The sequence below is a fragment of the Paenibacillus sp. GCM10027627 genome, from assembly GCF_042675505.1.
Lineage (GTDB): Bacteria > Bacillota > Bacilli > Paenibacillales > Paenibacillaceae > Pristimantibacillus.
In genome coordinates, this window is sequence record NZ_JBHTHB010000003.1 from 267,933 (window position 1) to 293,321 (window position 25,389).

The 25,389-nt window shown below is 50.4% G+C and carries 22 protein-coding genes; 10 read left to right on the forward strand and 12 right to left on the reverse strand.

The genetic code is table 11. The annotated features are described in order from the left end of the window. Nucleotides 1-324: 324 nt before the first annotated feature. Nucleotides 325-1,311 (reverse strand): Gfo/Idh/MocA family protein, encoded by a 987-nt coding sequence (locus ACFQZE_RS13060; protein ID WP_379357560.1) that lies wholly within the window; start codon nucleotides 1,309-1,311, stop codon nucleotides 325-327. Between the two features lie 93 nt (nucleotides 1,312-1,404). Here ACFQZE_RS13060 and ACFQZE_RS13065 point away from each other — a divergent pair, with 93 nt between their 5' ends. After that, entirely contained in the window at nucleotides 1,405-2,793 is a 1,389-nt protein-coding gene (locus tag ACFQZE_RS13065) for a DUF5808 domain-containing protein (RefSeq protein WP_379357563.1), read from the forward strand. A gap of 127 nt (nucleotides 2,794-2,920) precedes the next feature. Here ACFQZE_RS13065 and ACFQZE_RS13070 read toward each other — a convergent pair whose 3' ends face one another. Both ACFQZE_RS13070 and ACFQZE_RS13075 read right to left on the reverse strand, forming a co-directional pair. Next, nucleotides 2,921-3,691, reverse strand: coding sequence for an AAA family ATPase (locus ACFQZE_RS13070; protein ID WP_379357566.1), 771 nt, complete (start codon nucleotides 3,689-3,691; stop codon nucleotides 2,921-2,923). 10 nt (nucleotides 3,692-3,701) lie between these two features. Continuing rightward, nucleotides 3,702-4,208 (reverse strand): CYTH domain-containing protein, encoded by a 507-nt coding sequence (locus tag ACFQZE_RS13075; protein WP_379357568.1) that lies wholly within the window; start codon nucleotides 4,206-4,208, stop codon nucleotides 3,702-3,704. 215 nt (nucleotides 4,209-4,423) lie between these two features. Between ACFQZE_RS13075 and thiD the strand changes: the two genes are divergently transcribed. Both thiD and ACFQZE_RS13085 read left to right on the forward strand, forming a co-directional pair. Further along, complete coding sequence (thiD, locus tag ACFQZE_RS13080) at nucleotides 4,424-5,248, forward strand: bifunctional hydroxymethylpyrimidine kinase/phosphomethylpyrimidine kinase (RefSeq protein WP_379357570.1); 825 nt, start codon at nucleotides 4,424-4,426, stop codon at nucleotides 5,246-5,248. An 89-nt stretch (nucleotides 5,249-5,337) separates the two neighbouring features. Continuing rightward, on the forward strand, nucleotides 5,338-6,210 hold the full coding sequence (locus ACFQZE_RS13085) for a DUF4358 domain-containing protein (protein WP_379357572.1): 873 nt from the start codon (nucleotides 5,338-5,340) through the stop codon (nucleotides 6,208-6,210). A gap of 98 nt (nucleotides 6,211-6,308) precedes the next feature. Here ACFQZE_RS13085 and ACFQZE_RS13090 read toward each other — a convergent pair whose 3' ends face one another. Next, nucleotides 6,309-8,207: an FAD-dependent oxidoreductase gene (locus ACFQZE_RS13090; protein ID WP_379357574.1), complete on the reverse strand. Its 1,899-nt coding sequence runs from the start codon at nucleotides 8,205-8,207 to the stop codon at nucleotides 6,309-6,311. A gap of 197 nt (nucleotides 8,208-8,404) precedes the next feature. Between ACFQZE_RS13090 and ACFQZE_RS13095 the strand changes: the two genes are divergently transcribed. Continuing rightward, nucleotides 8,405-9,586 carry a ParB/RepB/Spo0J family partition protein gene (locus ACFQZE_RS13095; protein WP_379357576.1) on the forward strand — a complete coding sequence of 394 codons (1,182 nt, stop codon included), beginning with the start codon at nucleotides 8,405-8,407 and terminating at the stop codon, nucleotides 9,584-9,586. Between the two features lie 34 nt (nucleotides 9,587-9,620). On the opposite strand, the gene ACFQZE_RS13100 is transcribed toward ACFQZE_RS13095, so the two are convergent. Next, entirely contained in the window at nucleotides 9,621-11,033 is a 1,413-nt protein-coding gene (locus ACFQZE_RS13100; RefSeq protein ID WP_379357578.1) for an MFS transporter, read from the reverse strand. 149 nt (nucleotides 11,034-11,182) lie between these two features. Here ACFQZE_RS13100 and ACFQZE_RS13105 point away from each other — a divergent pair, with 149 nt between their 5' ends. Next, entirely contained in the window at nucleotides 11,183-12,067 is an 885-nt protein-coding gene (locus ACFQZE_RS13105; protein WP_379357580.1) for a LysR family transcriptional regulator, read from the forward strand. Between the two features lie 130 nt (nucleotides 12,068-12,197). On the opposite strand, the gene ACFQZE_RS13110 is transcribed toward ACFQZE_RS13105, so the two are convergent. The 5 genes from ACFQZE_RS13110 to ACFQZE_RS13130 form a co-directional block, all read right to left on the reverse strand. Further along, the gene (locus ACFQZE_RS13110) at nucleotides 12,198-13,691 is read right to left on the reverse strand and encodes an MDR family MFS transporter (RefSeq protein WP_379357582.1); all 1,494 of its coding nucleotides are present in this window, start codon (nucleotides 13,689-13,691) and stop codon (nucleotides 12,198-12,200) included. A gap of 52 nt (nucleotides 13,692-13,743) precedes the next feature. Beyond that, nucleotides 13,744-16,161 (reverse strand): RNA polymerase recycling motor HelD, encoded by a 2,418-nt coding sequence (gene helD, locus ACFQZE_RS13115; protein WP_379357585.1) that lies wholly within the window; start codon nucleotides 16,159-16,161, stop codon nucleotides 13,744-13,746. Between the two features lie 448 nt (nucleotides 16,162-16,609). After that, nucleotides 16,610-16,897 (reverse strand): hypothetical protein, encoded by a 288-nt coding sequence (locus ACFQZE_RS13120; protein WP_379357587.1) that lies wholly within the window; start codon nucleotides 16,895-16,897, stop codon nucleotides 16,610-16,612. A gap of 178 nt (nucleotides 16,898-17,075) precedes the next feature. Next, a complete protein-coding gene (locus tag ACFQZE_RS13125) occupies nucleotides 17,076-17,939 on the reverse strand; it encodes a metallophosphoesterase (RefSeq protein WP_379357589.1) in 864 nt (287 codons plus the stop codon). A 143-nt stretch (nucleotides 17,940-18,082) separates the two neighbouring features. Then, entirely contained in the window at nucleotides 18,083-19,624 is a 1,542-nt protein-coding gene (locus tag ACFQZE_RS13130) for a DUF4153 domain-containing protein (protein ID WP_379357591.1), read from the reverse strand. Nucleotides 19,625-19,740: 116 nt separating this feature from the next. On the opposite strand from ACFQZE_RS13130, the gene ACFQZE_RS13135 reads away from it, so the two are divergent. Together ACFQZE_RS13135 and ACFQZE_RS13140 are read left to right on the forward strand one after the other, a co-directional pair. Beyond that, the gene (locus ACFQZE_RS13135; RefSeq protein WP_379357593.1) at nucleotides 19,741-21,558 is read left to right on the forward strand and encodes an ABC transporter substrate-binding protein; all 1,818 of its coding nucleotides are present in this window, start codon (nucleotides 19,741-19,743) and stop codon (nucleotides 21,556-21,558) included. A gap of 75 nt (nucleotides 21,559-21,633) precedes the next feature. Beyond that, nucleotides 21,634-22,056 (forward strand): DUF2500 domain-containing protein, encoded by a 423-nt coding sequence (locus ACFQZE_RS13140; protein WP_379357595.1) that lies wholly within the window; start codon nucleotides 21,634-21,636, stop codon nucleotides 22,054-22,056. Nucleotides 22,057-22,080: 24 nt separating this feature from the next. Here the strand turns inward: ACFQZE_RS13140 and ACFQZE_RS13145 are convergent, their stop codons facing one another. Both ACFQZE_RS13145 and hisJ read right to left on the reverse strand, forming a co-directional pair. Beyond that, nucleotides 22,081-22,548 carry a GNAT family N-acetyltransferase gene (locus ACFQZE_RS13145; protein ID WP_379357597.1) on the reverse strand — a complete coding sequence of 156 codons (468 nt, stop codon included), beginning with the start codon at nucleotides 22,546-22,548 and terminating at the stop codon, nucleotides 22,081-22,083. Between the two features lie 17 nt (nucleotides 22,549-22,565). Continuing rightward, the gene (gene hisJ / locus ACFQZE_RS13150) at nucleotides 22,566-23,393 is read right to left on the reverse strand and encodes a histidinol-phosphatase HisJ (protein WP_379357599.1); all 828 of its coding nucleotides are present in this window, start codon (nucleotides 23,391-23,393) and stop codon (nucleotides 22,566-22,568) included. Between the two features lie 229 nt (nucleotides 23,394-23,622). Here hisJ and ACFQZE_RS13155 point away from each other — a divergent pair, with 229 nt between their 5' ends. The 3 genes from ACFQZE_RS13155 (at nucleotide 23,623) to ACFQZE_RS13165 (ending at nucleotide 25,387) form a co-directional block, all read left to right on the forward strand. After that, entirely contained in the window at nucleotides 23,623-24,597 is a 975-nt protein-coding gene (locus ACFQZE_RS13155; RefSeq protein WP_379357601.1) for a M23 family metallopeptidase, read from the forward strand. A gap of 4 nt (nucleotides 24,598-24,601) precedes the next feature. After that, nucleotides 24,602-25,006: a bactofilin family protein gene (locus ACFQZE_RS13160; RefSeq protein WP_379357603.1), complete on the forward strand. Its 405-nt coding sequence runs from the start codon at nucleotides 24,602-24,604 to the stop codon at nucleotides 25,004-25,006. 162 nt (nucleotides 25,007-25,168) lie between these two features. After that, entirely contained in the window at nucleotides 25,169-25,387 is a 219-nt protein-coding gene (locus ACFQZE_RS13165; protein ID WP_379357605.1) for a hypothetical protein, read from the forward strand. The last annotated feature ends 2 nt before the right edge of the window (nucleotides 25,388-25,389 follow it).

Below are 25,389 nucleotides of genomic sequence, written 5' to 3' on the forward strand. Positions count from 1 at the left end.
CCGTCGGCTCATTACAAATATGGTTTAAGTAAATCCAATACAGCTGTTGTTAATTTTGCAGCACAAAAAAAAGTAAGAGCATCTCTCCTTTCCAGTTGAGAAGCTCTTACTTTTGATATGAATAAAGCATAATTTGTAATATTTTTCACTCTAAGTTGTTTGCTTTACTCTAACAAAGTAAAGAACACTCAACGTTATGGTTTGTTGAAAAAGACGGAAGACCCTTTATTTAACTGGGGTCAAGCAGCCTAAATACAAACAAACCTCAATTATAAGACGCCATTACTTGGAAAATAGTTACATATATTTTTAGAAAAAATATTTTTAAACTTCGTCCGCCGGATAACGGATGCCGACTTGACGGCGCGCCTCATCCAAAATTTCCATCGTAATCAGGGACACTTCATGTGTATTGACGGCCGACTCCCGGCGCCCTTCTTTTAGCAGCGTAATAAATTCATCCAGCTCATAATACATCGTCTGCTCGATCGTCGGCCTCGACACGTCCTCCGTATGACCGTCTCTCATTTGAAGCTCGATGCGGTTCGGCTCGCTAATTTTTTGAATGACCAAGCTGCCTTTTTCACCTTGAATTTCGTTCGGAAGAGAGGAATTCGTTATTTTGGAATGGATCGTCACCGCTTCCATCGACTCATAGCCGAGCACAACGCTTCCTTCCCCGTCAACGCCGGTTTCCAACAGGAAGCCCTGCGCCTTGACGCTCTGCGGCCTTCCAAACAGCGCCACCGCCGGATAAATACAATAAATGCCGATATCCATCAGAGAACCGTTTGACAATTCCGGCTTAAACGTATTCAAAATGACGCCTTCTTTGTACGAGTCATAGCGCGATGAATATTGGCAGAAACCCGCAAAATAACGGCGAACCGGGCCGATTCGCTCCAAGTTGTCCTTCATGGCTCCAAAACCTGGCATAAGCGTCGATTTGACGGCTTCCATCAACAGCGTGTCCGTCCGCTTCGCCGTTTCTATCATCTCTCTTAGCTCCCGGGCATTGGACGCAATCGGCTTCTCGCACAGCACATGAATGCCGTTATTCATCGCCGCAATGGCGTGAGCCGCATGGAAGCTGTTCGGGCTTGCGATATAAACGGCGTCAATTTCTCCGCTTTTAAACATTTCCTCCAAATCGGTGTACCGATGGGGAACTTCATATTTTTCCGCAAATTCGCGAGCAGTCTGCTCCGTTCGGGAATAAACCGCTGACAGTTGGAAAGCTTCATGAAGCTGGGCGGCCGCAAGAAAGCGGTCTGTAATCCAGTTTGTGCCAATAAAGCCAAATCGTATCATTTCGTTTGCAGCTCCTTTAGTTTTGACAAAAGCAAATCTAGTATATTATATTGGGCGTTAATGCCAAGCCTATCAATTCGGGAGGTACAACATTTGAATAATTGGATCTTATTTATTCCGTCTATCATGGCCTATATCGCCATCCTGGCACAGTATTGGAGACAATCGGATGCGAGAGGCGGCATCTGGTTCGGCGTAACTTTGCCGAAGGAAGCGATGGCCGACAAGCGGCTTGCCGCGCTTCGGGCGGAATACCGCAAAAGCTATCTTTGGTACGGCGCTTTCGCGCTTGCAGCTCTGCTCCCTATGCTTTGGATGGGCGAGTTTGTAGCGCTGGCCTTGTTTTATTTCTTGCTGTGGCTCATCATGCTCATCTACACCTCAACAGTACCATTTAAACGAATCCATCACAAGACAGTCAAGTTAAAGCGGGAGCAAGGATGGTTTGTCGGGGAAAAGCGGTACGTCTCTATCGAAAAGGAGCTTGCCCATTACATGGCGATGTGGCCGTGGTCCCCGTATTGGTTTGCCGTTCCGGCTCTATTGTGTGTTCCGTTTATCGTGCTGTCCATTCAAAACGGAAGCCCGCTGCTTCGACTGACAGGAATCGCAGCGTTGCTTATGACAGGAGTGACGCTGCTCATTTCCTTAACGTTTACACACGGAAAGCCGCGCGCATACAGCCGGAACCCCGTGCCGAACGAGGCCATCCGCAATGCGGCAAGATGGTACTGGTCCATTTTTTGGCTGCTGCTCGCCATCTTCGAAGTGATAAACGCCTTTATCGCGTACAGGCTGCTGTCCGAAGGAACGATGATCAACGCCAATCTATGGCTCGGCGGCATCGCGATGGTTTCCGTTGTGCCAATGCTCGGCATTTATTTTGTTCATAACCGGATCCGGGACTTGGAATACCGATATGGCGGCACCGACGGCAAAGGCTATTATGCGGACAACGACCTGCATTGGCGGCATGGGTTGCATTATTTTAATCCGGCCGATACGTCCATTATGGTGCCAAAGCGCGTAGGCATCGGTCGAGCGCTCAACATGGCGACCAAAGGCGGCAAAGCAGTGCTTGCTGGGACCATCGTGTTTGCCGCAGCCGTTACGATTCCAGCCGCAGCCATGATCGTCCGTGCGGACTCGACTCCGCCCACGATGCAAATTAACGGGGAGAGTGGCATAGTCAGCATTGAAAACACGGAATACGCTATTAGCTTCAAGCGGGAAGACGTGCTTGAGATTACGCTGGAGGACACCGTTCCGACTGGCTTTCGCCAAAACGGAATAGCGACCTCCGCGTATGCCAGAGGCAGCTTTAAGCTGACCGAGCTAGGTCCTGCGAAGCTGTACGTGTTCAAAAAGGCTCCTCCCTTCATACTCATTAAGCTGAAAGAGCAATATGTCGTATACAATGATGAGGATTCCGCAACAACAAAAGCTCTCTATAACGAGCTTAAATCGCTAACGGGAAAATAGGAATTGGCAGTGGACTAACCCGATATGAGCTAGTAGAGCAGCTTCATTGCAAAAAAGGCCGGTTAAGCAAAGAGGGCATCCCCTCGCTTAACCGGCCTTCCCTATAGGCGGCGCATTCCTCACCAGCCTATTCCTCCTCATCATCGCCGAGCAATTGCTGCAGCAGCCGTTCGCGATGATTTAAAAATTGTCTGGTGACGGCGACATGATCCGTCTCCTCCCAAGTCGTCGTCCGAATTCCGGACGGTGTTAGCTCATAGATGACCGATTCCGGATAAGCGAGCATGATGGGCGAATGCGTCGCTATAATAAATTGCGAATCGTCCCGAATCAAATCATGCATTCTTGCCAGAAAAGCCATTTGCCGCGACGGAGACAACGCCGCCTCCGGCTCGTCCAGCAGGTACAGCCCCTTCCCGCCAAACCGATGCAGAAACGTAGCAAAAAACGATTCTCCATGCGATTGCTTATGCAGCGATTTGCCGCCATAGGAAGTGATAATTGGAGGGCCAAATGCGAATTCGCGGTCCATCTCGTCAATATTGGTTGCCAAGTTATAATAGCTCTCCGCTCGGAAGAAAAAACCGTCCTTCGGCCTTTTGGTTCCCCTTACCGGCTTGATATATTGATGTAAATCAGAATGCGTCTCTTCCGTCTGGAAGGAGAAGTTGATCGTCCCGCCTTCGGCGTTGAACCCCAAAGCGACCGCGATCGCTTCCATTAGCGTCGACTTTCCCGTCCCATTTTCCCCGACGATGTACGTCACCTTTGGATGAAAGCTAAGCTCCTCCAGTTCCCGAACCGCTTGCAGGCTGAACGGATACTGCTCGAATGAAGGCACCTCGTCCCGCAGCAGAGCTATTTTTCTTAAAAAACCTCCCGGCTCATGAATCGACATTGCCCTTCCTTCACCCTTTCCACTTCCCGCCTTGCAGCTGCTTCCATACGGTCTTGTTGCTGTATTGCTTCTCCGAGCTTATATCTTGGCCGAACCATGGCGGAGCGGCAAACGAATGGGCTTCTTCAACCGATTCGAACTCCACTTCGAGCACAGCCAGCTGCACTTGATCGTATAAGTCGATTTCGACGGTTCTTCCTTGCCACAACGCCGTTATCCGGTTTTTGGTCAACGGCTCATACCCGAAGGCGGACGCCACCTGACTGTAAATCCCCTCCGACACCCCATATTCCACCTCTTCGCGCACCAATCCATTTCCCTTTTTAAAAGTATGCGTGTAGCTGATTTCTCCCGTCGTTAAATCTTCGATCCGGCGAATGCGCAGCTCCTCATTATCGTCCATAGCCAAATAAGTCTGTTCAATTCGCTGCTCGGACCGCACAACCAGTTCCCCTTCTGCGATCAAATGTTCAGGATATTGCGGCAGCAAATATTTTTTTTCGATTTCCATCGCCATGTCTCATCCATTCCCCTCTAGTTACATTTGTTCTTCCAAACTATCAAAATCGCGGCAACGAATCAACCTTTCCTCCCCTTGGCGAAAATAACCCCTTCTTGGCGCCTTCTCCTGCTACAATGATAAAGAAGCTGGGACGAGACGAATGTCGTGTATGAAAATACGCTGTACATATGCATAAATCTTTTAAACGGACGAAATAAGGAGGATACGCGATGCAGGGGACAACAACGATTCGCAAGGCGCTTACGATTGCAGGTTCGGACAGCGGCGGAGGAGCGGGCATACAAGCCGATCTCAAAACCTTTCAAGAGCTTGGCGTCTACGGAATGTCCGCCGTTACTGCCATTACCGCCCAAAATACGCTAGGCGTTCACGCCGTTTTCCCTGCCGGGGCTTCGGCCGTCGCCGCGCAGCTTAACGCTATCGGAGACGATCTTCCTCCCGATGCCGTAAAAACGGGAATGCTGGTCGATGCGGAAGTAATCGAAACCGTCGCTGATGCCGCCGCCAAATTCGGATGGCGAAACATCGTCATCGATCCTGTCATGATCGCCAAAGGGGGAACTTCACTGCTGGCGAGCAAAGCATTATCCGCCCTTATTGACCATCTCCTGCCTCTATCCGCCGTCATTACGCCCAATCTCCCGGAAGCGGAACTATTGGCGGGGATGAGCATCGCCACCTTAAGCGATCGCGAAGAGGCTGCCAAACGGCTGCTGCAGATGGGGACGGGCGGCGTCATTTTGAAGGGGGGCCATGACAGCTCAACAAAAGACTCCGCGGTCGATTTGCTTTATGACGGAAGCCGCTATTACTACGTAGAAAGCAAACGGATCGATACGGCGCATACCCATGGGACGGGATGTACGTTTTCAGCGGCGGTTGCGGCCGAGCTTGCCAAAGGCGCTTCTCTTCTTGAGGCTATGCATACGGCCAAAGCTTTTATTCAAGCGGCGATCGAGCACAGTCTAGGCTTTGGCAAAGGGCACGGACCAACAAATCATTTCGCCTACAAAGGATTGGAAAAATTGGATTGAGCCTCGCTGCAAACGCAAGATGACCTGCAACCTTTGAACGGAGGAGGCCGTCTAGTGATTCGACTTCATGAGATTAAGGAGAGACGAGCATGATCAACAACAAGAAGCTTTTCAAAACAATGACCGCTCTGACCATCGCGTTGTCCTTGTTTGCCGCAGGCTGTTCTAACGGCAAAGGTTCGGACGCAGAGAGCAGCGCAGCCCCAAGCGCTAGCGCGGGCACAAGCACCGAGCCGTCCGGATCCCCGGAAGCGACCGTTTCGCCTTCCGCTTCCGCGACTGCCGAACCCTCGGCTACGCCAGAAGCGAGTGCAGAGCCAAGCGCAGCGCCTTCGGAGTCAGCCGCAGCGACGGACAAACCCGCCGTCAAGCCGTCGGAGAAACCGACAACGGAGCCGTCCAAAAAACCGACCGCGAAACCGTCCGAAAAACCTCCTGCCGCCAAGCCAAAACCGACCGACAAACCGGCCGCAGGCAAGCCGAGCGCCAAGCCAAGTGAAAAGCCTAGCGTAAAACCGTCGACTAAGCCGAGCGAAAAACCAAAGCCGACTCCTAAGCCGGATCCGGAGGGCGCAATCAAAACGTCGGATATCGTAGACAAAATTTTAGCGGATGTTCAACTCCCCGCGCTTCTCTCCGTTACAGGCGATGCGGTAGAGGATTGGTATTATTTCAAAGCGAGCGACTACATATCCGAAGGCAGCTTCAATCAAGCGATGATGAATACAAAAGCGACGGAACTCGTAGTCGTCAAGCTTAAATCCGAGAAACATTACGATGCCGTCAAAGAAGGACTGACGAAGCGGGCCGAAGACATTATTGATATTTTCTCAAGATATTTGCCGGACCAATATGAGGACGCTAAAAATTATCAAATTTTACGCAACGGCAACTATGTGCTGCTTTCCATCTCCCATGATCAGGAAGCCGTCAAAAAAGCGTTCGAAAGCTTTTTTAAATAACGGCTTTGGAACTATCGCACCCAAAAAGCTTTTAACAAACAGAAGGAGCTGCCCCGGCAGGCCGTAATGACGGCGCGCTGATGGCAGCTCCTTCCCCTTTATTCATATTTCTCCCCGGCGTAAAATTCCGTAATGTCGCGAATGAGCATAAACGTATCTCCATTCGTCAACGAATTGGTGTTTTTAATTTCCGCTACGCTCGATTTCGAAATCCAACCGCGCTGGAGCAGTTCTCCTACAGCCGTCTCCTCACTCGTCCTTATCCCCGTCATGGCACAAAGGGCATACGCCGCTTTATCCAAAGAGAGCAGCCTTCCTTCTTTATTCACCAGCTTTGTCGCTCCCGGACTGCCCTGAAAATGACCCGGATGCGACTCCCGAAGCTTTTGCATCATATTGAGAAATTGAGCTTCATCCGCCGCTCCGTTTAAATCCCATTTATTGTTGCCGTAGCCGCCGATCGTCATATTCATGCTCACGGCAGCTAACAACCCTTTGTACGCCTTATGTTTCGTATAATGCGGCTTGCTTTTGACATGCATGTCTAGGTCCATGCCTTGCTTCGTCAGCATCATGCGCAAAGCGACGATTTTCTGTTCCGAACGGGACAATTCTCTAAGCGAAATCCCCTCCGATATAGCCAGCTTTACTGCCGCTCCAGCCGCTTCCCCGGTCGCCATCCCAAGCGGTATAACACGAGCGCTGCCATGGGGAAGCGAATCAAAGCTGGCGGAGCGGCCAACGACAAGCAAGCCGTCTATTTGCTTCGGCACCAAAGCGCGGAAAGGAACACCGTATTGCAGCGGGGACATCATAATCGAACCTGAATCGTCCACGCCTAACCTCTGAATGTCGACATCATAGGAGCCATAAGCGATCGCGTCCCAAAAATCTTTATTTTGCATCAAATCAGCCATCGACAGCCGGTATTCCCCAACCATATGACGGGACTCCCGGATATACAGCTCCGGAGCTACGCCCGCATATTCCAGCTTCTCCAGCTCTTTAAATTTGCCCTTTAGAAATGCTGTGATGCGCGGCGCCTCCCGCTCTCCGATCTCGTAGCCTTCCTTCACTGATGCCGGGTCCAAAGGATCGATCCCAAACAAATGCATGGCATTGATCAAAATAGTGCCGTCATTTTGCCGCCCGATATTGAGCCCGCGCATGCCAACCCGCTTCGGATCGGAGGACTCGTACAACTTAGCGTCCAAAAAGCCCCATGCGCTCATCTTGTCTATGCCCGTATCTTCCCGTTTGCCGAAAGAACGCCAAATCTCCTCCGTTACTCCGCTAAGCTTGAATACTAGCGTTACCGCCATCCGCGCATCCGGCTGCCCCAAATCTTCGCGTCCCGTCGTAAAAGGTACGCCCGCCAAAGCGGCCACATCGGCATCTTGTGTAGCATCTATAATCGCTTTGGCTACCGCCTCTCGATGAAGCCCCTCTTTATCCACAATATCCATGCCGACAACGGTGTGCCCATCCATTTTGGGTCTCATCGATTGCACCTTCACCAGAAGATCGATATTAGGCTCGGCCTCCACCAGCCGGTGAAACTGGGCCGCTGCCGTCTGAACATCGATTGAGGTCCCCTCCAGTTCATCGTACCATTCCTGAAAAATCCCTTTATTTAAAAAAGCATGTTTGCCAGGCACAAGCGATTTGGCCGGAGAATAATTCAAATCAAGCGAATTCAACCATCCTAAAGTAATAAGTCCGCCAAGCCGATCTCGCTGTTTCCCGTCTACAAGCAAAACTTTCAGTCCATTTCGCGCCGCCGACACCGCTGCCGCAACGCCTTCGGGATCGGTCCCGGCGACAATGACGTCGTATTGTTCCCTTAGTGTTTCCTTGGACTCAAGCTGCGGCAACGGCTCCGCCGGCGGCAGTTGAACACCGGAATAGCTGCTTCTCCAGCCCCAATACACGGCGACTGCAAGCAAACAAACGGCGATAGCGGCGGCCCAAATTCCTTTCCGATTCCGATGCGACAAATTCGTCCACCCCCGCCATGATTTGCTGATATTATTCTACAAAGCGCCATAAATATCTTCCGCGTCGGTTGGTAAAATTAAGTAAATGGACAAATCGAGCATCATCTTATTTTTACTTTATTTTCTACATGACATGTCCAACCTGTTATATAATTAGGTTCGTTCCACTTAAACAAAGAATGAATAGGAGAATCGGAATGGATATCATACAATTGCCTTTGGCGCTTATCGATGAAGATAAGGATCAGCCAAGATACCAGTTCGACGAAGAAGCGCTGCAGGAGCTTATGCGAAGCATAGAGGAACTGGGGCTGCTTTCCCCCATTAAAGTAAGAACAGCGGACAACGGCCGCTACAAAATCATATACGGCAATCGCCGCTACAAAGCAAGCCAAAGACTGGGCCTTCATGCCATCCCTTGCATCGTCTCCGATCTAACGAACGAGATGGATATTTATTTGGAGCAAATTGCGGAAAACTTAACTCGCGAAGGCTTTTCGCCAATTGAGGAAGCGGAAGCGTTCGACAAGCTGATGAACGATAACCGGTTCCGCAGCTCGATCAAATTTTTGTCCGCCAAGCTCGGCAAGCCGGAAAACTATATCAAAAACAAATGCGAACTGTTGAAATTCAGCAACGCGGTCAAAAAGCTTATTGTCGGCGGAACGGAAATCCGGAAGGACAAGCTGACCGAAGATCAGTTAATGCCATTAAAAGACTTGCCGATGGAGCATCGCGATCCCATCGCCCTTATTGCCGCAAGAGATGAGCTTCCCGTTAGTGACGTGAAAAAAATAGCCAAGCTGTTTAAGGACAAAACGATCTCGGAGAGCACAAAAGAAAAGCTTTTGCTGAAAACGGGTCCGGGGCTAATCGAAACATGGTCGGTCTACGAGCAGAACCGTAAAGAAAGAGTAAAAGCGGAGCAAGCGAGAGCTGAAGCGGCAGAGGCTCGGCAAAAGGCTGAGGCTAGCGCCGGACAGAAGACGGAGGCCAGCCAAAAGGCTGACGCCACCGCCAGTCAGAAGACGGAGCCTCTGCAAACAAGCAGCGAAGCGCCCTCCGCCTCAGCCTCTGCACCGGGCTCCTTTGGTGTATCCGGAGCGCCTGAAGGGCGGGCAGAATCGGGTTCCGGGCGGTCGGAGCAAGCCACATCGGAACGCTCCACCTCCGCTCCTTCCGAAGCGAGCCTCGCCGCTTTGCTAGAGCAATGGAACCATCAGTTGGCGAGGCAACAACAATTGTCCCAGTCGATTGCGGAGCTTATCCAGTCGCCCGGCGGACAAGCGCAGCTATTTCCGCATGAAATGGACGATGCCATCTTACAGCTCGAAAGCTTGCTGGCTTTGTGGAAAGGGCTGCGCCAGTCGTCCTTTTAACGAAAAGCCGCTTCTCTTCTTAAGCCTTATTGCGCTAAGTGTTTGATTGGGTTGCCGTTTTTTTCATTTCAATGGATCCCTCTTTACCCGCCCTTTTTCTTTTCATTTTGTAGGCAAAATATAAGTTAAACAAGGCGAGAACAAAAAACAGAAGATATAGGTTGCTGTATATGCTTGACTGATCCATCGAACCGGCGATTGGATTGACAAGGGGCAGTGCGTCGAACTCCACCAGTTTCGTCATAGCTGCCCCGCTTAATGCAATCGATAGAAAGTTAGATAAGCTGTAAACGCCCATGCCGATCCCCGCATGCTCTCGATCTAGGGAAGCCGACACCCAATTAGCGGTAGCGGGCTGCATCAGAATATAACCAGCCTGCGTCAAAATGAGGCTCAAGGACACTCCCCAATAGGCGTACCCTGCAAGGGTCGATAACGAAAGGAAACCGATGCCGAGCAATATGGCGGCAATCCTTAGCACGTAATGATTGCCCTTTCGGTCAGCCAGCTTCCCTCCATACTTCCCCAGCACTGCCGCAACGACAGCGCCCGGAGCCATCAGCAAGCCAATCCACTGTCCTTCCAGCCCATACGCCTTGGAAAGCAGCAGCGGCGTAATGAGAAATACTCCAAAATTCATCACCGTATTTAATCCCCCCACGAGCAAGCCGAAACGATACGAAGAGGAACGAAATAACGGCAACGGCACAAACGGGTTTTTTGCTTTTTTCTCACGGATAACAAAGATGACAAAACCAATCAAGCTCCCAATAAGCAGCAGCGGATTTAGCAACGTAACGGACAACATAAGTCCGGTCACAGAAGCCGCGAGCAGTCCGGCGCCGGGGAAGTCCATTTTCTCTGATTTTTTCGCTCCTTGATCAGGCAGCCATCTCATAATAAGCGGCAGCATAACCAGAACCAATACTGAAAAAAGAAACATAAACCGCCAGTGCAAATACCCTGTAATCACTCCACCAACAACCGGCCCTACCGCTCCTGCAAGTGCCATCGTGGAAGCCATCGTGCCTAGCGCCTTTCCCCGGCGCTCCGCATCCACATAAAATACCGGAACAAGCATCGCCAGCGATGGAATGGAAGACACGCCTATTCCTTGAATGACCCGGCCGACCATTAATAGTGGAAAAGAAGGCGAAACCATACAGATGGCCGAACCGGCTGAAAACAAGATAACTCCAAATATGGCCAGCTTCTTAACGCCGTAAATATCGGCCAGCTTTCCGTAAATCGGGGCGCCCAGCGCCGAAATAATGCCGGACATCGTAATCAGCCAGCCGGCTGTAGATGTGTTCACCCCAAAATAAGCGGCCATTTCCGGCAAAGCCAGATTTAACATATAGCTATTCATGATGGCAAACGGCGCCATGCAGCAAAACAACAAAACGATGCGATTTTGCTTGGCGATGGATAAACGTCTATCTTCCATATCCGCCAATCCTCCTTTTCAAATACAGCTTTTTTACACCGCCAGAAGCGGTCCGTACTTCGAATTGTACAGTTGAATACAAATAATGTTAAATGTATATTAGTTTATATAATCATAAGTTTGAGCTTATGAAATGGGGGCGGCGATCGGTGGATTTGCTTCAGCTGAAATATTTTCAAAAGGTGGCGCAGCTTAAACATTTGACGAAAGCGGCCGAGGAGCTTTATATTACGCAGCCTGCATTAAGCCAGACGATTTCGCGGCTGGAGCGCGATTTGGGCGTCAGCCTGTTCGACCGCGAGGGCAGACAAATTCGTCTTAACGAATATGGAGAAGCCTTTTTGAAAAAGGTGGATATAGCGCTGAACACGCTGGAAGAGGGGAAACGGGAGCTTCGAGATATGGCCGGGCTGGAAAAAGGAACGGTGTCGATCGATTCCAGCTCACTGCCTTATTTTCCAGAGGCGATTAACGCTTTCCGCGCTTCTTTCCCGGATGTTCGTTTTCGCGTATCGCAAGTTTCCACAAGGGAGGCAAAAGAAGAGCTGCTTGAAAACGGAGGCATCGACCTATGTATTTCATGCTCGCCGGTGAAGCGTAAAGGAATCGTGAACTATCCTATCGTGGACGAAAACATATTTTTTGCCGTTCCTCTCTCCCATCGGCTGGCCGACCGGCAAAGCATTAAATTAAGCGAAGTGGCCGAAGAGCCTTTTATGAGTTTCAAAAAAGGGCATTCGTTCCGGGAGCAGACCGATGAACTGTGCCAGCTTGCAGGCTTCGAGCCAAATATCATTTGCGAGGTCGACGATCTAAATACGATGAAACAGCTGATGAAATCGGGGATCGGGGTCGCTTTTTGGCTGGAATCGTTAATCGACACGGACTGTGACTATCGCCCCTTGTCTATTGAAGAGCCCGTCAGCATTAGAACCTACTATTTATCGTGGACGGAAAAACGTTATTTGTCCCTCGCTTCGCGTTCGTTCCGCGACTGGTTGATGGAGCATTTCCACGGGACAAAATCGTCATGACTCCAGCCTGTCCAAACTCTCCCTGATCAAAAGAAAAAATCCTTGGCCGACCTCACGGCAACCAAGGATTTTTCCCAATAAAAGATGAGGAGCTGAAGGTCGCAATCGCATTCCATCGCCCTAAATCTCCTTAATGACTCATCATCGCCGGATCTGGATTGCTCGCACCGGCAGCGCCCTCCTCCTCCTGCCGCTTCGGTTTGCGCAGCAAAAGAGTCAGCGCCACTCCCGCGATAACGAGGCACGCGGACAGGAAAAACGTATCGCCGTACCCTGCAACGACGGCTTGCAATGGATTTGCGTTCGCTTCTGCGCTTGCGGAATGAAGGGCAATTTGCGATGTTAAATATCCCGTCAAACCCGCGGCCGCAAATGAGACGACAACTTGCTGAGCGGCAGTCGTCAGCGGTGTGATCCGGCTCACCAAATGGCGCGGCACGGAGCTAAGTACATGCGTGTTAAGCGGCATCATGGAGAAGCCCATGCCAAGGCCCATCAAACAGAGGCACAGCAGCAAAATCCAAAGTGAAGTATCCACCGATATGCCGGACAAAATAAACAACGCGGCAGCTACGGTAGCTAGACCAGCGAACGCTAACGGGCGTGCGCCGATTTTGTCATACAGCCGGCCGCTAATAGGCATCCCGATACTTGCGCATAACGCATACGGCATCATAATCCAGCCCGCTTCAAGCGCCGTATAACGCATGACGCCTTGCAAATAAAGCGGTACGATAAGCAATGCGCCAAACATCGCAAGTTGAACAATCCAGGTCAAGATGATGCTTCGTGTAAAATCAGACGACTTGAACGCTTTTAATTCCAGCAGCGGCTGCTTTTGCGCCAATTCCACAAAAATAAAGAGAACAAGTGCAATACCGCCAATCGTCAAACCTATAAGGGTAGAAGTCGAGGACCAACTGGTACCGCCTTCGCTAACGCCGAATGCCAACATGGAGAAAGCGATTGGAGCGAGACACATGCCGATGACGTCCAAATGCGGCGCCCTTTGACGCCCTCCTTTTGGCAAATACTTATATCCTAGAATAAGAGCGAGAATGCCAATCGGCAAATTGATCATAAAAATCCAGTGCCAGCTCACGGAATCGATGAGCCAACCAGAAAGCACCGGACCGAAAGCCGGAGCCGCCAGCATCGGTATGCCGAGTACGCCCATAATGGAGCCGCGGCGCTCCGGAGGCGCAAGTTTAAACACCATGGCCATCCCAATCGGGCCTACCATGCCGCCTCCCAATCCTTGAATGATACGAAAAATAATGAGCTGCTCCGGCGTCTGCGCGATACCGCATAGGATGGAGCCTAAGGTGAACAAGGCAATCGTAATCATAAAAATTCGTTTAGCCCCGAATCTGTCGGTCATCCAGCCTGCAAGCGGAATAACGGCTGCTAAAGCGAGCGTATAGCCGGTAATCGTCCATTGAATCGTCTTCAAGTCGGTATCGAAATAGTCGACAAGCTGCGGAATGGCATTATTGACGACAGTGCTGTCCAAAATAACCATAATCATGCCGACTACGATGGCGATCAGCGGCGGTAAAATCGTTTTGATCGAAAAAGATTCCCCGCTTGCCTGCATTGATTTTGTTCCGTTAGGAGCTGACATAAATCCCTGCTTTCCGCTCAATGAGCATTGTTTTAGAATGGATGGATGTCCCTCAAGCTTGCGGGCTTTCGTACAAATTCGCAGGCAATGCCTGCACGAATGGCGACCAATGGCTCGTCGTATAAAGATGGAGCCGGTGCATCGCACGAGTGCACGCCGTATATAGAAGCTTTCGGTCGTTTTCCTTTCCATAGGACGCAGGTGAACAGTCGTAAACCAAAACAGCGTCAAACTCGACGCCTTTAGCCAGATAGACGGGAAGGATCATGACTCCTTTTTCAAAACTTGGCGTTTCCTTCGTTATAAGCTGCGTGGCTTCGTCCCATTCATTGCGCAACGATTCGTAGACGGTCCGGCTTTCAGCGGCAGTTTTGGTTATGACGGCAATGGAATCGAAGCCTTCAGCCTTAAGAGCGGCAATATCGGCCAACATTCCCGCATTGCGCTTATCGGAGTTCTCCGCTTTGATCAGAAGCGGCTTTGGACCTCTTCTTTCAAAAGGCTTTATTTCCTCTCCATTAGCGAGCATCGCTCTCGTAAATTCAACAATCTCTTTTGTTGAGCGGTAGCTTCGTGCAAGGGAGATCAGCTTCGTTTCCTCTGCCCCATAAAGGCGGACTAGCGGCGAATCGAAAGCAGTTAAGCTTGTTGCCCCCGCAAAAATCGCCTGCCCGTAATCACCTAGCACCGTCATGCGGGCACGGGGAAACAGCTTTTTCAAATATTCATATTGAAACGCCGAATAATCTTGGCCTTCGTCAACGAAGACGTACCGGATTTCCGTATTTGTCCTTACTCCCTCGATCAGTTCTTTCATATACAAATACGGAGTCGCATCCTCATGGAACAATTCATTCCGCAGCAGCGCTTCCTTCGTTTGCTTGCAAACTTCATCCCATAGCGGGGGAATGGCGGCTCCGTTTGTTTTTTCCCGATAATCGGCTTCGTTGCCAAACAATTGGCCGTATATGCCTTTTACATCGACAAATTGAAATTTTTTCACGCTTTTCCTAAGCGGTTTAAAGCTTTCTTTCACTACCCTTCGAAGAAGCAGCTCCTCTTCCTTCTGGGCGAAAGAAAAGTCTCCCTCATCCTCCCGGCGCTTCTTGCTCAATTTCTCGTAAACGACGGCGTAATTTTCTGCTAGATCAAACAACTCTCTATCCCTATGCAATATCCCGAAAACGTCTGCATACTGCTCCGAGTCGAGATAACTCAGCTCCTCCTGTACCCACGGCGCTCCGCGCTCCATCCGCTCCAGCAAAGCCAGTTCATCCAACAGCCATTGTTGCAGGGATTCAATCCGATGGAACAAGGGCAAAGCGGTGTCATAGCTGTAAAATTGGGCCTCTATTCGCTCAGCTCCAATTAGTTTGCGGTCTCGATACCAAATATCGTGAAACCGCATGCCTTCCCGCCCTAACCACACTCCATAATTTTGCAAAGCCCGCAGATAAACCTCGGAAGCCTTATACTCGATTCCCTTCAGGCGTGCCTCATATCCCGTCTTTCCTTGCGCGGTCAGCACAAATTCGGTTTGGTCAAAAAGATCCTGCGGCGCAAGAGTAGAACCTAGCCAATGATCGAGATACTCCTGAAAAGTCGTCTGCTGCATATTTTCTTCGCCAAGCTCGGGCAGAACGGTCGAAATATAACTCGCGAACATCGGATTCGGCGAAAAAAGCACGATTTGATCCGCCTTAATGGTCTGCCGATGTTTGTACAGCAAATATGCTACCCGCTGCAAAGCTGCGGAAGTTTTGCCGCTGCCGGCCGCTCCTTGCACAATGAGCATTCGGCTTTTGTCATCGCGGATAATGGCGTTTTGCTCCTTCTGGATGGTGGCCACGATGTTTTTCATTTGCGAGTCTGCGCCTTTACCGAGAACCTCCTGAAGCAATTCGTCTCCAATTGTATCGCTGGCGTCAAACATGCTGCGAATGTGTCCGTTCCCGATTTGAAATTGGCGCTTCAGCTCCATCGCCCCAGCTATCTGTCCGATTGGCGTCTCATAGGACGCCGGACCTGGGGAACAGTCGTAGTACATGCTTGCAATCGGCGAACGCCAATCGTAAATGAGAAAGCTTAGTCCATCCTCATCCACAAAGGAGGATACGCCGATATAAATCCGCTCGCTGGAGTCCAACCCCTTTTCTTGAAAATCGATCCGGCCAAAATAGGGCGACGGCAGCAAACGATTCATGTTTTTCCATTGCTGCGTCATCAGCTTCTGACCGCGCTCCCGTTCAGCCAATACGGCCGACTGCTGGTTTATCGTATAGAAGGTTTCTTCGAAGTCCTCTTGCGTGCTTGTATTAATCGTTACCTCTTCCCAAAATCGCTTACGGATGTCCGCAGCTTGATTACGCAGTCCGGCTACTTCCGGCTCCAGCTCGTCGATTCTCGCCTGCAGCTTTTCTTTAACTCGTTCCAACTGCTCCTGTTCCTGCCGCCAATGTTTGGGTTCCATGTCCCTTTGAACACACTCCTTATGACCGTTTTTTGGGATAAAAAAGTGCGTTGACAAATCAAAGCTAAAGGTATACAATTAAAGTGGGAATAAAACTGAATAACTCTTTTTCTTTAAAAAGTCAATCGCGCTACTGATTATATCATAGCGTTATTTTTCGTTCAATACGTTTTTTGGGGTATGCAAAAGATGAGGTTGTTCCAACAGCATAGATTTTTGATTTCGGCAGCAGTACGGTAAGCCGTCTTAGAAAAAAACCGTTCCTTTCGTAAATGGAATGATCATCCACCATTTACGAAAGGAACGGTTTTTTTTGTACATCGTATAGATCATGGTTAATGATCGCTTTTGCCAGCGGCGGGCGGAACAGCTTCTATCCGAAAATGCTAACGCGGCTATCGTGGAAAGGCTACCCATGTTTTGTAATGAAAATGAAACATTACATTCATCACGTCTTAATGAAAGGGGCATATAATAGAACTCGACCCCCTTTTTTAAAATATAAACTTTTGACCCGCTGCCCGTTGCCGCGGGTCCCTTTTTTTATCCGTCTTCTTTTTTTCCGTTTGAAACGTCGGCAGCCTTGGCTTTCGGCAAGCTGTTCTTCTCTTGCCGCCTTTTTTTCTTCGATCGGCCCCGCTACTGTGTTGGATACAGGCGAATACTGCTTAATATTTCCGAATATAATAGTGCCTTCATTTCTTTCAATTCGAACCCCGCAGCACCAGCTTGGCATACGATCATCCGCTTTCTCGTTAATCTCGCAAACACTTTAAATAGTATATGCATGCGAGAGTAGAGACGAATTGGCTTTTCCACCGCTTTGCGGCGCCCTTTTTAAACGACCTGGCATAGGCTCTCATGCTGAATGGCGCTAACCCTCCAAATTCATTGGACGGCAATGCTCCCTCAAACTATCCCTCTCCAATCAAGTCGACCACTACAATTTCGGGGCGATTGAACAATCGCTGCGGAATGATGCTGTTGCCGAGGCCCCGACTAACAATTAAGGTGCTATCCCCTAACGTATGCGAACCTTGCGAGAGGTCCGGCCAGAAGCCTTGTTCCGGAGAATAAACCCCGCCTACAAACGGAATGCGGAATTGTCCTCCATGCGCATGGCCTGCCAGACTGAGATCGATTTCGTAATCGGCATAAACCTGAAACAGCTCCGGCCGATGCGACAGCAGCACCGTATAGGCCTCCGCCTCCTCGCCTTCCAAGCCGCCTAACGCTTGATCGAGATGTTTAGATATTTTAGCAACATCCCCATCCTCAATCTGGTCAAACACGGGATCGTCCACTCCGGCCAGCTCAATCCTTCCATCGCCAAGCGGCAAGCTTACCGAAACATTTTGCAAAATATGAATGCCAGCCTCCCGCAGCTTTTGTTCAAGTGCCGGGTAGTCCGGAGCAAAATATTCATGATTGCCTCTGGCAAAATAAACGGGAGCAATCTCCGCAACGCCCTTCATCATCTTGTAGCTGGCGTCCGCATTGTAGTGAGTACTGTCGACTAAATCGCCGGTTACGACGATGATATCGGGCTTCAGCTTCTGTACCTTGCGGATGAGCGGCCGCTGATCCCGTCCAAACTCCTTGCTTTGCAAATCGGATAAATGGACGATTCGATACCTCTCAAATCCTGAGGGCAGCTTGCTCGAGCTTAACTTATAGGCAGTCGTGCCGATTGAATTGTTTTCCGTGTACAAAAAAAGAAGAAGCACTGCAATTGAAACCGGTATATAAATGAAAAACCAACGTTTCGTCCTGCTCATAATGTCCCCCCCCCCCCTCGCTCTTCTTTGCACCCATCTGCTGCATCCCGCTGCCATCGGGAACCGTTATCCGTTTGACGGTTCACTTCCCCGCTTGTCACTTTGCGCTTGTCTCCGTTCAGCTTCCGGTACAGCCTTCACTCTCAGTTACCGCCTTCCCCTCTCAACCGCTGAAGCGAAAAGTTCCACGATTGCCAGTGGCGTTTCGTCTCCGCCGCATCGTTGTAGCCCTCTATAATCTCATCCAGCCTTCCAAGCTCTGGATAGTTCTCGCGAAACTTAAATATAGCGGGGGCCGCATCGGCGGATAACATGCTTAAATAATCAAAATCCATTTTGCCCGTTTCCTCATACCGTTCTATATTGTTGTTTGCAATCCGCAAATCCAAGTTGACATAGTTCATTATAACGTACGCTATAATCATACATGCAACATAAACCTTCGCCAAAGAGAACCATTGATACCAAATGCGAACCAGCGCAACCGCCATCAGCACGCCAAGCAAAATCATAACGCCATGCACGAGAAGCCGAAGCTGCGTATAGCCATATGCTTCCTCATAAAGCGACAGACGACTGTACGCGGAGATAAGCATTACAACCGTACATCCGACCAGGAGGCTGAGCAAAAGCTTCCGAAAACGCTGCATCCCCGTTCCTGACGGCTCAATGTAATGCAGTCCCACTATTAACAATCCAATATTGAGGAGCGCAATAGCGACCAGCTCCGCAAAGCCTTGACGGGCATAATCGGCATAATACGTCCCTTCGGGCAAAATGCCTTCCGCCGCTCCAAACAAATACGTAAATTGAATGGCCGCAAACAAAACATAAACCACGTTGATGCAAATAAATACGGTGGCCGCTGTGACGGGATCAAGCCCTCCGCTTTTCTTAACCTCCGGCAACACCGCCCCTTGCGGCGACGCAAAAGCCTGCGGGAATGCAGATGCTTGCGCCTTCTGTTCATGTACAGCATTTCGGCTGCGGAACAGCAAACCCCATATATAGCAAAACGTATACAACGCAATAAATCCGCCGAATATAACCCGAACCAAAACGTCTCCGAAAAGGTCTTCATCCATAAAAAGCGGAATGGAATTCAGCCACGAACTGAAAATCCCATCGGCGGAGGCAAGCAGGAGCACAACAACAATTAGAATAGGAGCGGCAATGAGCAACCCCATTCCAACCTTGCCTGCACCCGCTCTCGTCTTGTTGTCGCCTATTCTCAGCCAGCCTCCCAGCATCTCAAACGGCACTCGCAAATGAGACATCGGCACAATCATCCATTGTTTCATATGTTCATAGAGAAATCGGAGCCGATGCCATGGCTGCGAGCCTCCTCTTGTAATGAGCATCGTCTGAGCGACTATTAAGCCGAATAGAACGAACAAGTTAAAAAATTGGAAAATATGATTGTCAAAAAAAGCATAGGCCAGCGAGATCATGCCGATCGGACCAAGCAGCAGCCACCCCGTTTTCGATTGTCCCTTCCATCGGTCGAATCCTCCGATTCTCCCTTTCACCGCATAAAAAAACAAGCCGTAAAAAACGATAACAAACAGCGGAATGGATATGCCCGGCGCTCTGCCGACCAGCAAATATTGCCCGATCAGCCCGAACAAGATCGCCGATATCCCCATCATGTCGTAACGTTTCTGCCAAGGCGCCGCGTCTCTCATTCCAAAGCACTCCTTTGTGTTCACGTTGATTTTATTGTAACCTAGAAAATAAGAACAAAAAGTGCAATTTTAAAACGATTAATTTCATATTTTCTGAATGAAAGAAGGCCTATGGCATGAAAGTTCGCAGACATTACTTTTTGCTGCGGGAAGCGTATCCCGAAGCCCGAAACGGAGAGCCCATCGAGGTGACGACTTCCGAGCTCGCGGAGACGCTGGACTGCACACAGCGCAACATGGTTCTGTTGCTAAGAAGAATGGAGCAGGAGGGCTGGATTGTATGGACGCCGAAGCGCGGACGGGGCAATCGTTCTTTGCTCCTGTTCAAGGAACCGCTGGAATCGTTGCTGCTGGAGGAAGCGGAGGAGCTTGCGCTTAGAGGAAATTTGCAGGCCGCTTTGGAGCTGTTGCAGCAAAAAGGGGCGGGAACTGCGGCGATGGGCCAGTTTCAACAGCGTCTAACCGGTCAGTTTGGTTTCCGAAGCGAGCTTGAGGGAACCCGCCGGAAGGATATGCTTCGTTTTCCACTGCCCGGCACCATCGGCACCCTTGACCCTGTGGGCATTCATTATATCGGGGAATCTCATCTCGTGAACCAGCTCTACGACAGTTTGGTCCGCATGGATGTAAAAGGCGGCGACGTTCTCCCCCATTTGGCCCATGCTTGGGAAACGAACGAGGAGCGAACGGAATGGACCTTTTATTTGCGTAAAGGAGTCTTCTTTCATCATGGCCGCGAAATGACGTCCTCCGATGTCAAATATACGCTCGAAAGATTGCAAAAACGGGTGCCTAGCGGGCTGTACAGCTGGGTATACAATGCCATTGAGGGGATGGAAACGCCGGATGAAACGACAGTGCGCATCCGGTTGAAGGAGCGAAACGAGGCGTTCCTCTCCTTCTTGTCAACCAACCGTTCCTCCATTGTGCCAAAAGATATTTGCGAAACCGAAGGAGAGGCGTTCGGTTCGGCGCAAGGAATGACGGTCGGAACCGGGCCGTTCCGCCTTCTTTCGGGAGGACAAGGCATTTGGATACTGGAAGCTTTCCCGAACTACTTTAAGGAGAGGCCGTTTCTGGATCGGGTAGAGGTGTGGACGATGCCCGCCGAGCCGGGGCAAATGGAGAAGGAAAAGGAAGAGTGGCGCCAATTTCAAGTAATGCACAACGTCCGTCTTACGGGCATGGCCGGCAGACAGTGGCAGCAGGTGCGGCAATCCGGCACCACTTGCAAATTTATTACCGTTAATGAACTCAAAGGTGGGCCGCTCGTCAGCCACAAGCTCCGCGAAGCGCTGAATGCGGCCATTAACCGTACCGAGCTGCTTCGTCTTTTGTCAGGCGACGTCATCGAAAGCGCGGACAGCTTTTGGCCAAGCCGTAAGAGCGAGCAATCAAATAATTCCGGGGGCGGCAGCAAACCAGGAACAATACGGCATGTCAGCAAAGACTCCTTGAAGGAGATGGGATACAACGGCGAAGCTTTGGTGCTGCTGACCATCCCTCAGTATGGAAACGATGCCGCCATGATCAAAAACTTGCTTGAAAAAGCCGGCTTCACCATCGAAATTCGGCTGGTCGAGGTCGAGCAGTTAAAAGGGAGCGTCCGCATGGAAGCCGATCTTCTGCTGTTCGCCGTTATGCTGGATGAGCATCGCGAGCTTCGGCTGATCGACCTGTTCAAAAACATGCGCCATCGCATGGAGCCATCCGTTCGGGAACAGCTTGAGGAGTCGATCCGCCGCTTGCTGGCAGAGCCGAACCCCGATACTCGTGCGGGGCTGTTCGTTCAAATGGAAGAGCGGCTGACGGCGCGCCATTCCCTTCTCTTTTTGTACCGCAAACATTTAAAAACGGCTTTCCATCCCTCCGTACAAGGCATTTCGCTGGAATCGCTTGGGTGGGTCCGGTTTCGGGATCTTTGGTTCCGTTAATGTTTTTGGAACAATTTGCTGCACATCTTCGTATTTTCCTATCATTCTACTTACTTGCTACAGGAGGTTTAGCACATGTTCAACTTCGGATCAGATCCTGCTTTCGAGGGGAGCGGCGGGGGCTTTTTCGGCTTTGTTACTACGATCTTTCCAATCATGTTCATCATCGTGTTTATTATTGTTATGGGAGGAATCCTTTACACCACCACCAATCATCTCCGTAATACTCGTGCAAAAGAGGAGAGTTCCTACGCCAAAATTGTCGGCAAACGAATGGAAGTCCGTAATGGTGCGAACCTGCATCAAAACCAAAACGGACTGGGCCAAATGAACTCGTCCTCCCGCACGTACTATTACATTACGCTTGAATTCGACGATGGTACCCGAAGAGAATATTTAGACGTAAAAGGGCTGTACGGCCTCGTCGTCGAAGGCGATTCCGGCTACGCCGCAACAAAAAGGCAATGGATTGTCGCCTTTGAACGAAGCGCCGTCTAACTCGCAGCCTTTAAGCCCGCCCCATTAACATGGGGCGATTTTCTTTTCCATGCAAAAGCTGGAGTGGCAATCGACATATTCGCCGAAACGTTCGATTTCATAGAAGCCTTGGCTGCTGTAAAAGGCAACCGACTCCACTTGCGGCGCTCCCGTCTCAAGCCTCATAACCGCGCACCCAAGATGGCCGGCCCGCTGCTCCAGCCAGTGGAACAACGACTTGGCGATCCCTTTTCTTCTCATGTCCGGCTCAACGAAAAATCGCTTCAGCTCCACCATGCTCGCTTCAAGCCTCCGAATGCCGCCGCAGCCAACGGGAACTCCGTCCCAGTAAGCGACGGCAAACACCATCTCCTCCGTCTTCGGATCGGAGAAATCGACCGAAAAGATTTCCTCGGCAGGATATATGCCCTCCAAATACCGGTCCAGCTTGGCAATCAAATAGGCCAAATCGGCGCTAGCAGAAGGAACTTCTTTAATGACTAGCTTGCTCATATCCATCTCCTTCCCTTTTAACCAAGCGGACGCTTCATTTGCTCTTCGAACCAATCCCAGCCAAGGCCGACTTGCTCCGGCTTGTGGGAGTCCGATCCGTATACGCAAGCAATATCCCGTTTTCTGCACTCCGCCAAAAACCATTCCGGCACGTAAGGTTTTCCGCAGGTGGCTACCCGCAATCCGGCTGCGTTAACGTCGATGCCGACCCCGCTCTTTTGCAGCAGCGGCAAAATGTTTTCCAATCTGCGGCGAATAAGCGATTCGTCGATTGGAGGCAAAGCCCCGCTAAACTTTTCAATGAGGTTAATATGCCCGATTCGTTTGCGCATAGGCAATCGCGCCGCCCATTCAATAGCCGCTTCTACATGGTTGTAATACTCTTCCGCGACCCGATTCATCGAGCCGTAATGAGCCAGCAGATGGCGGTTGAAGTCATCCGGCGTATAATCGATGCAGCGCGTCCCGCCAACGCCGGGCAAATAATGCACCGAATACACCACATCTTCAAGCTCGTCTTGCACCTTGTCCAAAATAGCCTCCGTAAAATCAAGCTGCCCCGGCAAATAATCAAATTCAATACCGACGGCAACTTCCAGCCGTCCCTCGTATTTCCGCCTCATCTCTTTCGCATAGTCCAAATAAAGAGGCAGCTCTTCCATCGGCATAGCCAGCTCCTTGAACAGCTTCTCGTCAGGAATAAGCCCCTCCGGCAAGGGAGGATGCTCGCTTATCGTATAACGCTGGAAGCCCAGCTCTATGGCGCGCTCTAAGTACAGTTCCTGCTCCGCATCGCTGCCGTGGTAACAAAAACGAGTGTGCGTATGCCCGTCCCATTTCAACATTCCCATCCACTCTCCTTTATCCTCTATCGCTGTAATCCAAGTTCTATTTCTATAGAGTACCATCCCTCAGGCCCGCTGGTAAATTGCCTCGAACAAGCTCGAATACCCTCCTTAAAAAAATCTGCATATTTTTTACACTTTTTTTGCCAAAAAAAGAGGATTTTTCGGATTAGCTGTCGAATAGGAGGGGTCGAGTCTTTATTGGAAGATTTAGGAGGAGCGGAGCTTTATGAAGTGGTTGTCAAAAAGATTTACGGTTATGGTCATCCCGGATGCAAACGCGTCCGTTAAACGTTATCCGATATCCGGATTATGGTTTGCGCTGGTTCCGGCCGTTATTTTGCTGCTCGCCATATGCTCCGCCCTATTCATATCCTTATTTTCGAACAATGCTGGCACCGTCCGGGATTTAAAAAGCAAGCTTTCGGCAATGGAAGCCGGGCATATCGATGAATTAAAAACAAAAGAAGACACGATTGCCGCACTCGAAGCCGATCTCTCCACCCTGTCTAATGAAGCCAAGGGAGTGGAAGACAAGCTAGCGGCCATTTCACAGTTGGAGCTGGAACTAAAAGAAATTGCCGGCATCGAAAAGACGACCGTGCGCGTTTCAAGCGGAAGCGAAGACGGCGGAGGGCAAGGCGGGCAAGAATTTAATCTGGAAGACGATACCTTGGAACCGGGTGCGAAAGAGACCATTCAGCAATTTCAAAACCTGTCCGCCCAAATGGATGCCTTGGCGCCAAGCCTAGACTCCACCATCAAGGCGCTTCACAACTATAGGCAGCTGCTTCGTATTACCCCGACTATTTGGCCGGCCGATTCGCGTAAAATTACGTCTACCTTCGGCGTACGAAGCGATCCTTTTACCGGAAGATCGTCGCTGCATTCCGGCCTTGATCTTGGAGGCAACCGCGGCGATGCCATTTATGCGGCGGCAGACGGCGTAATCACGTTGTCGGAGAACACGTATCCTCATGGCAACAACATCATCATCGACCATGGACGGGGCATTGAGACCCGGTATCTCCATCTGAACGAGCGGCTCGTCAAGGTGGGCGACAAAGTGAAAAAAGGACAGCTTATCGGGGAGCTTGGCAATACCGGCCGAAGCACAGGCCCCCATCTCCATTACGAGGTTATCGTAGGCGGCGTGCACGTCGATCCTATGCCCTACATAAAAGAAGACAGAAAGGAACCGTGATTCCATGTTCAAAAGCAAATTAGGCGGGCCCAAAATCAATCCCGACTCCACAGATACGTTGATTGGCGAAGGCACCGTCTTCGAGGGTAAAATCAAATCCGAGGCCGGCATTCGCGTCGAGGGTACCATTATCGGCGATATCGTTTCCTCCGGCGACGTCATTATTGGAGAAAGCGGCTCGGCCAAGTCTAACGTAACGGCTCGCGATCTCGTACTCGCAGGGCAATTGAACGGCAATGCGGAAATACGCGGCAAGCTGACGATTTGCGCTACCGGAGTGCTGAACGGGAATATTTCCGCGCAATCGCTTATTATTGAAGCCGGAGGCGTCTTCAACGGCAGCAGTAAAATGACCGAAAGCAAAGTCTCTACGCCCCAAGCGGCAAATGAAATGAAAGCGGCTCAATAATACGAAAAAAACGAACCGGCAAACGGAGATTGACTCCGCTTCATCGGTTCGTTTCTTTTTTCAAAACCTTTATATTGGGATAACACTCTCTTCACAGTCACCAGCTACACTAAAGCTAGTTCGATCCACGCCCCGGCTAGCCCGGTTAGGAGGAATTAGGCCATGAAAAAGCTGACGATCAAAAATGTTTGTCTCCTCTTGCTTGCAGCCGCTACTCTGTATGGCGGCATTACAAACCCTCCCGCTCCCATCGAAGATTTGGAGTCCCCGGTCGCCTCCGATGCGGCCTTCATTCATGCACAAACCCCCTCCCCAGCGATTTCTCCTGCCGGGCGTTTTGAAACGACGTCGCTTCCTTTATCCAACGCTCCCAAGCGATAAGT

Coding starts and splice junctions, on each gene's coding strand:
- helD (WP_379357585.1), bottom strand. CDS start 16,161: ATGGAACCCAAACATTGGCGGCAGGAACAGGAGCAGTTGGAACGAGTT.
- ACFQZE_RS13100 (WP_379357578.1), bottom strand. CDS start 11,033: ATGGAAGATAGACGTTTATCCATCGCCAAGCAAAATCGCATCGTTTTG.
- ACFQZE_RS13140 (WP_379357595.1), top strand. CDS start 21,634: ATGTTCAACTTCGGATCAGATCCTGCTTTCGAGGGGAGCGGCGGGGGC.
- ACFQZE_RS13075 (WP_379357568.1), bottom strand. CDS start 4,208: ATGGCGATGGAAATCGAAAAAAAATATTTGCTGCCGCAATATCCTGAA.
- ACFQZE_RS13135 (WP_379357593.1), top strand. CDS start 19,741: ATGAAAGTTCGCAGACATTACTTTTTGCTGCGGGAAGCGTATCCCGAA.
- ACFQZE_RS13070 (WP_379357566.1), bottom strand. CDS start 3,691: ATGTCGATTCATGAGCCGGGAGGTTTTTTAAGAAAAATAGCTCTGCTG.
- ACFQZE_RS13165 (WP_379357605.1), top strand. CDS start 25,169: ATGAAAAAGCTGACGATCAAAAATGTTTGTCTCCTCTTGCTTGCAGCC.
- ACFQZE_RS13155 (WP_379357601.1), top strand. CDS start 23,623: ATGAAGTGGTTGTCAAAAAGATTTACGGTTATGGTCATCCCGGATGCA.
- ACFQZE_RS13085 (WP_379357572.1), top strand. CDS start 5,338: ATGATCAACAACAAGAAGCTTTTCAAAACAATGACCGCTCTGACCATC.
- hisJ (WP_379357599.1), bottom strand. CDS start 23,393: ATGTTGAAATGGGACGGGCATACGCACACTCGTTTTTGTTACCACGGC.
- thiD (WP_379357570.1), top strand. CDS start 4,424: ATGCAGGGGACAACAACGATTCGCAAGGCGCTTACGATTGCAGGTTCG.
- ACFQZE_RS13120 (WP_379357587.1), bottom strand. CDS start 16,897: ATGCCAAGCTGGTGCTGCGGGGTTCGAATTGAAAGAAATGAAGGCACT.
- ACFQZE_RS13060 (WP_379357560.1), bottom strand. CDS start 1,311: ATGATACGATTTGGCTTTATTGGCACAAACTGGATTACAGACCGCTTT.
- ACFQZE_RS13160 (WP_379357603.1), top strand. CDS start 24,602: ATGTTCAAAAGCAAATTAGGCGGGCCCAAAATCAATCCCGACTCCACA.
- ACFQZE_RS13145 (WP_379357597.1), bottom strand. CDS start 22,548: ATGAGCAAGCTAGTCATTAAAGAAGTTCCTTCTGCTAGCGCCGATTTG.
- ACFQZE_RS13130 (WP_379357591.1), bottom strand. CDS start 19,624: ATGAGAGACGCGGCGCCTTGGCAGAAACGTTACGACATGATGGGGATA.
- ACFQZE_RS13095 (WP_379357576.1), top strand. CDS start 8,405: ATGGATATCATACAATTGCCTTTGGCGCTTATCGATGAAGATAAGGAT.
- ACFQZE_RS13110 (WP_379357582.1), bottom strand. CDS start 13,691: ATGTCAGCTCCTAACGGAACAAAATCAATGCAGGCAAGCGGGGAATCT.
- ACFQZE_RS13125 (WP_379357589.1), bottom strand. CDS start 17,939: ATGAGCAGGACGAAACGTTGGTTTTTCATTTATATACCGGTTTCAATT.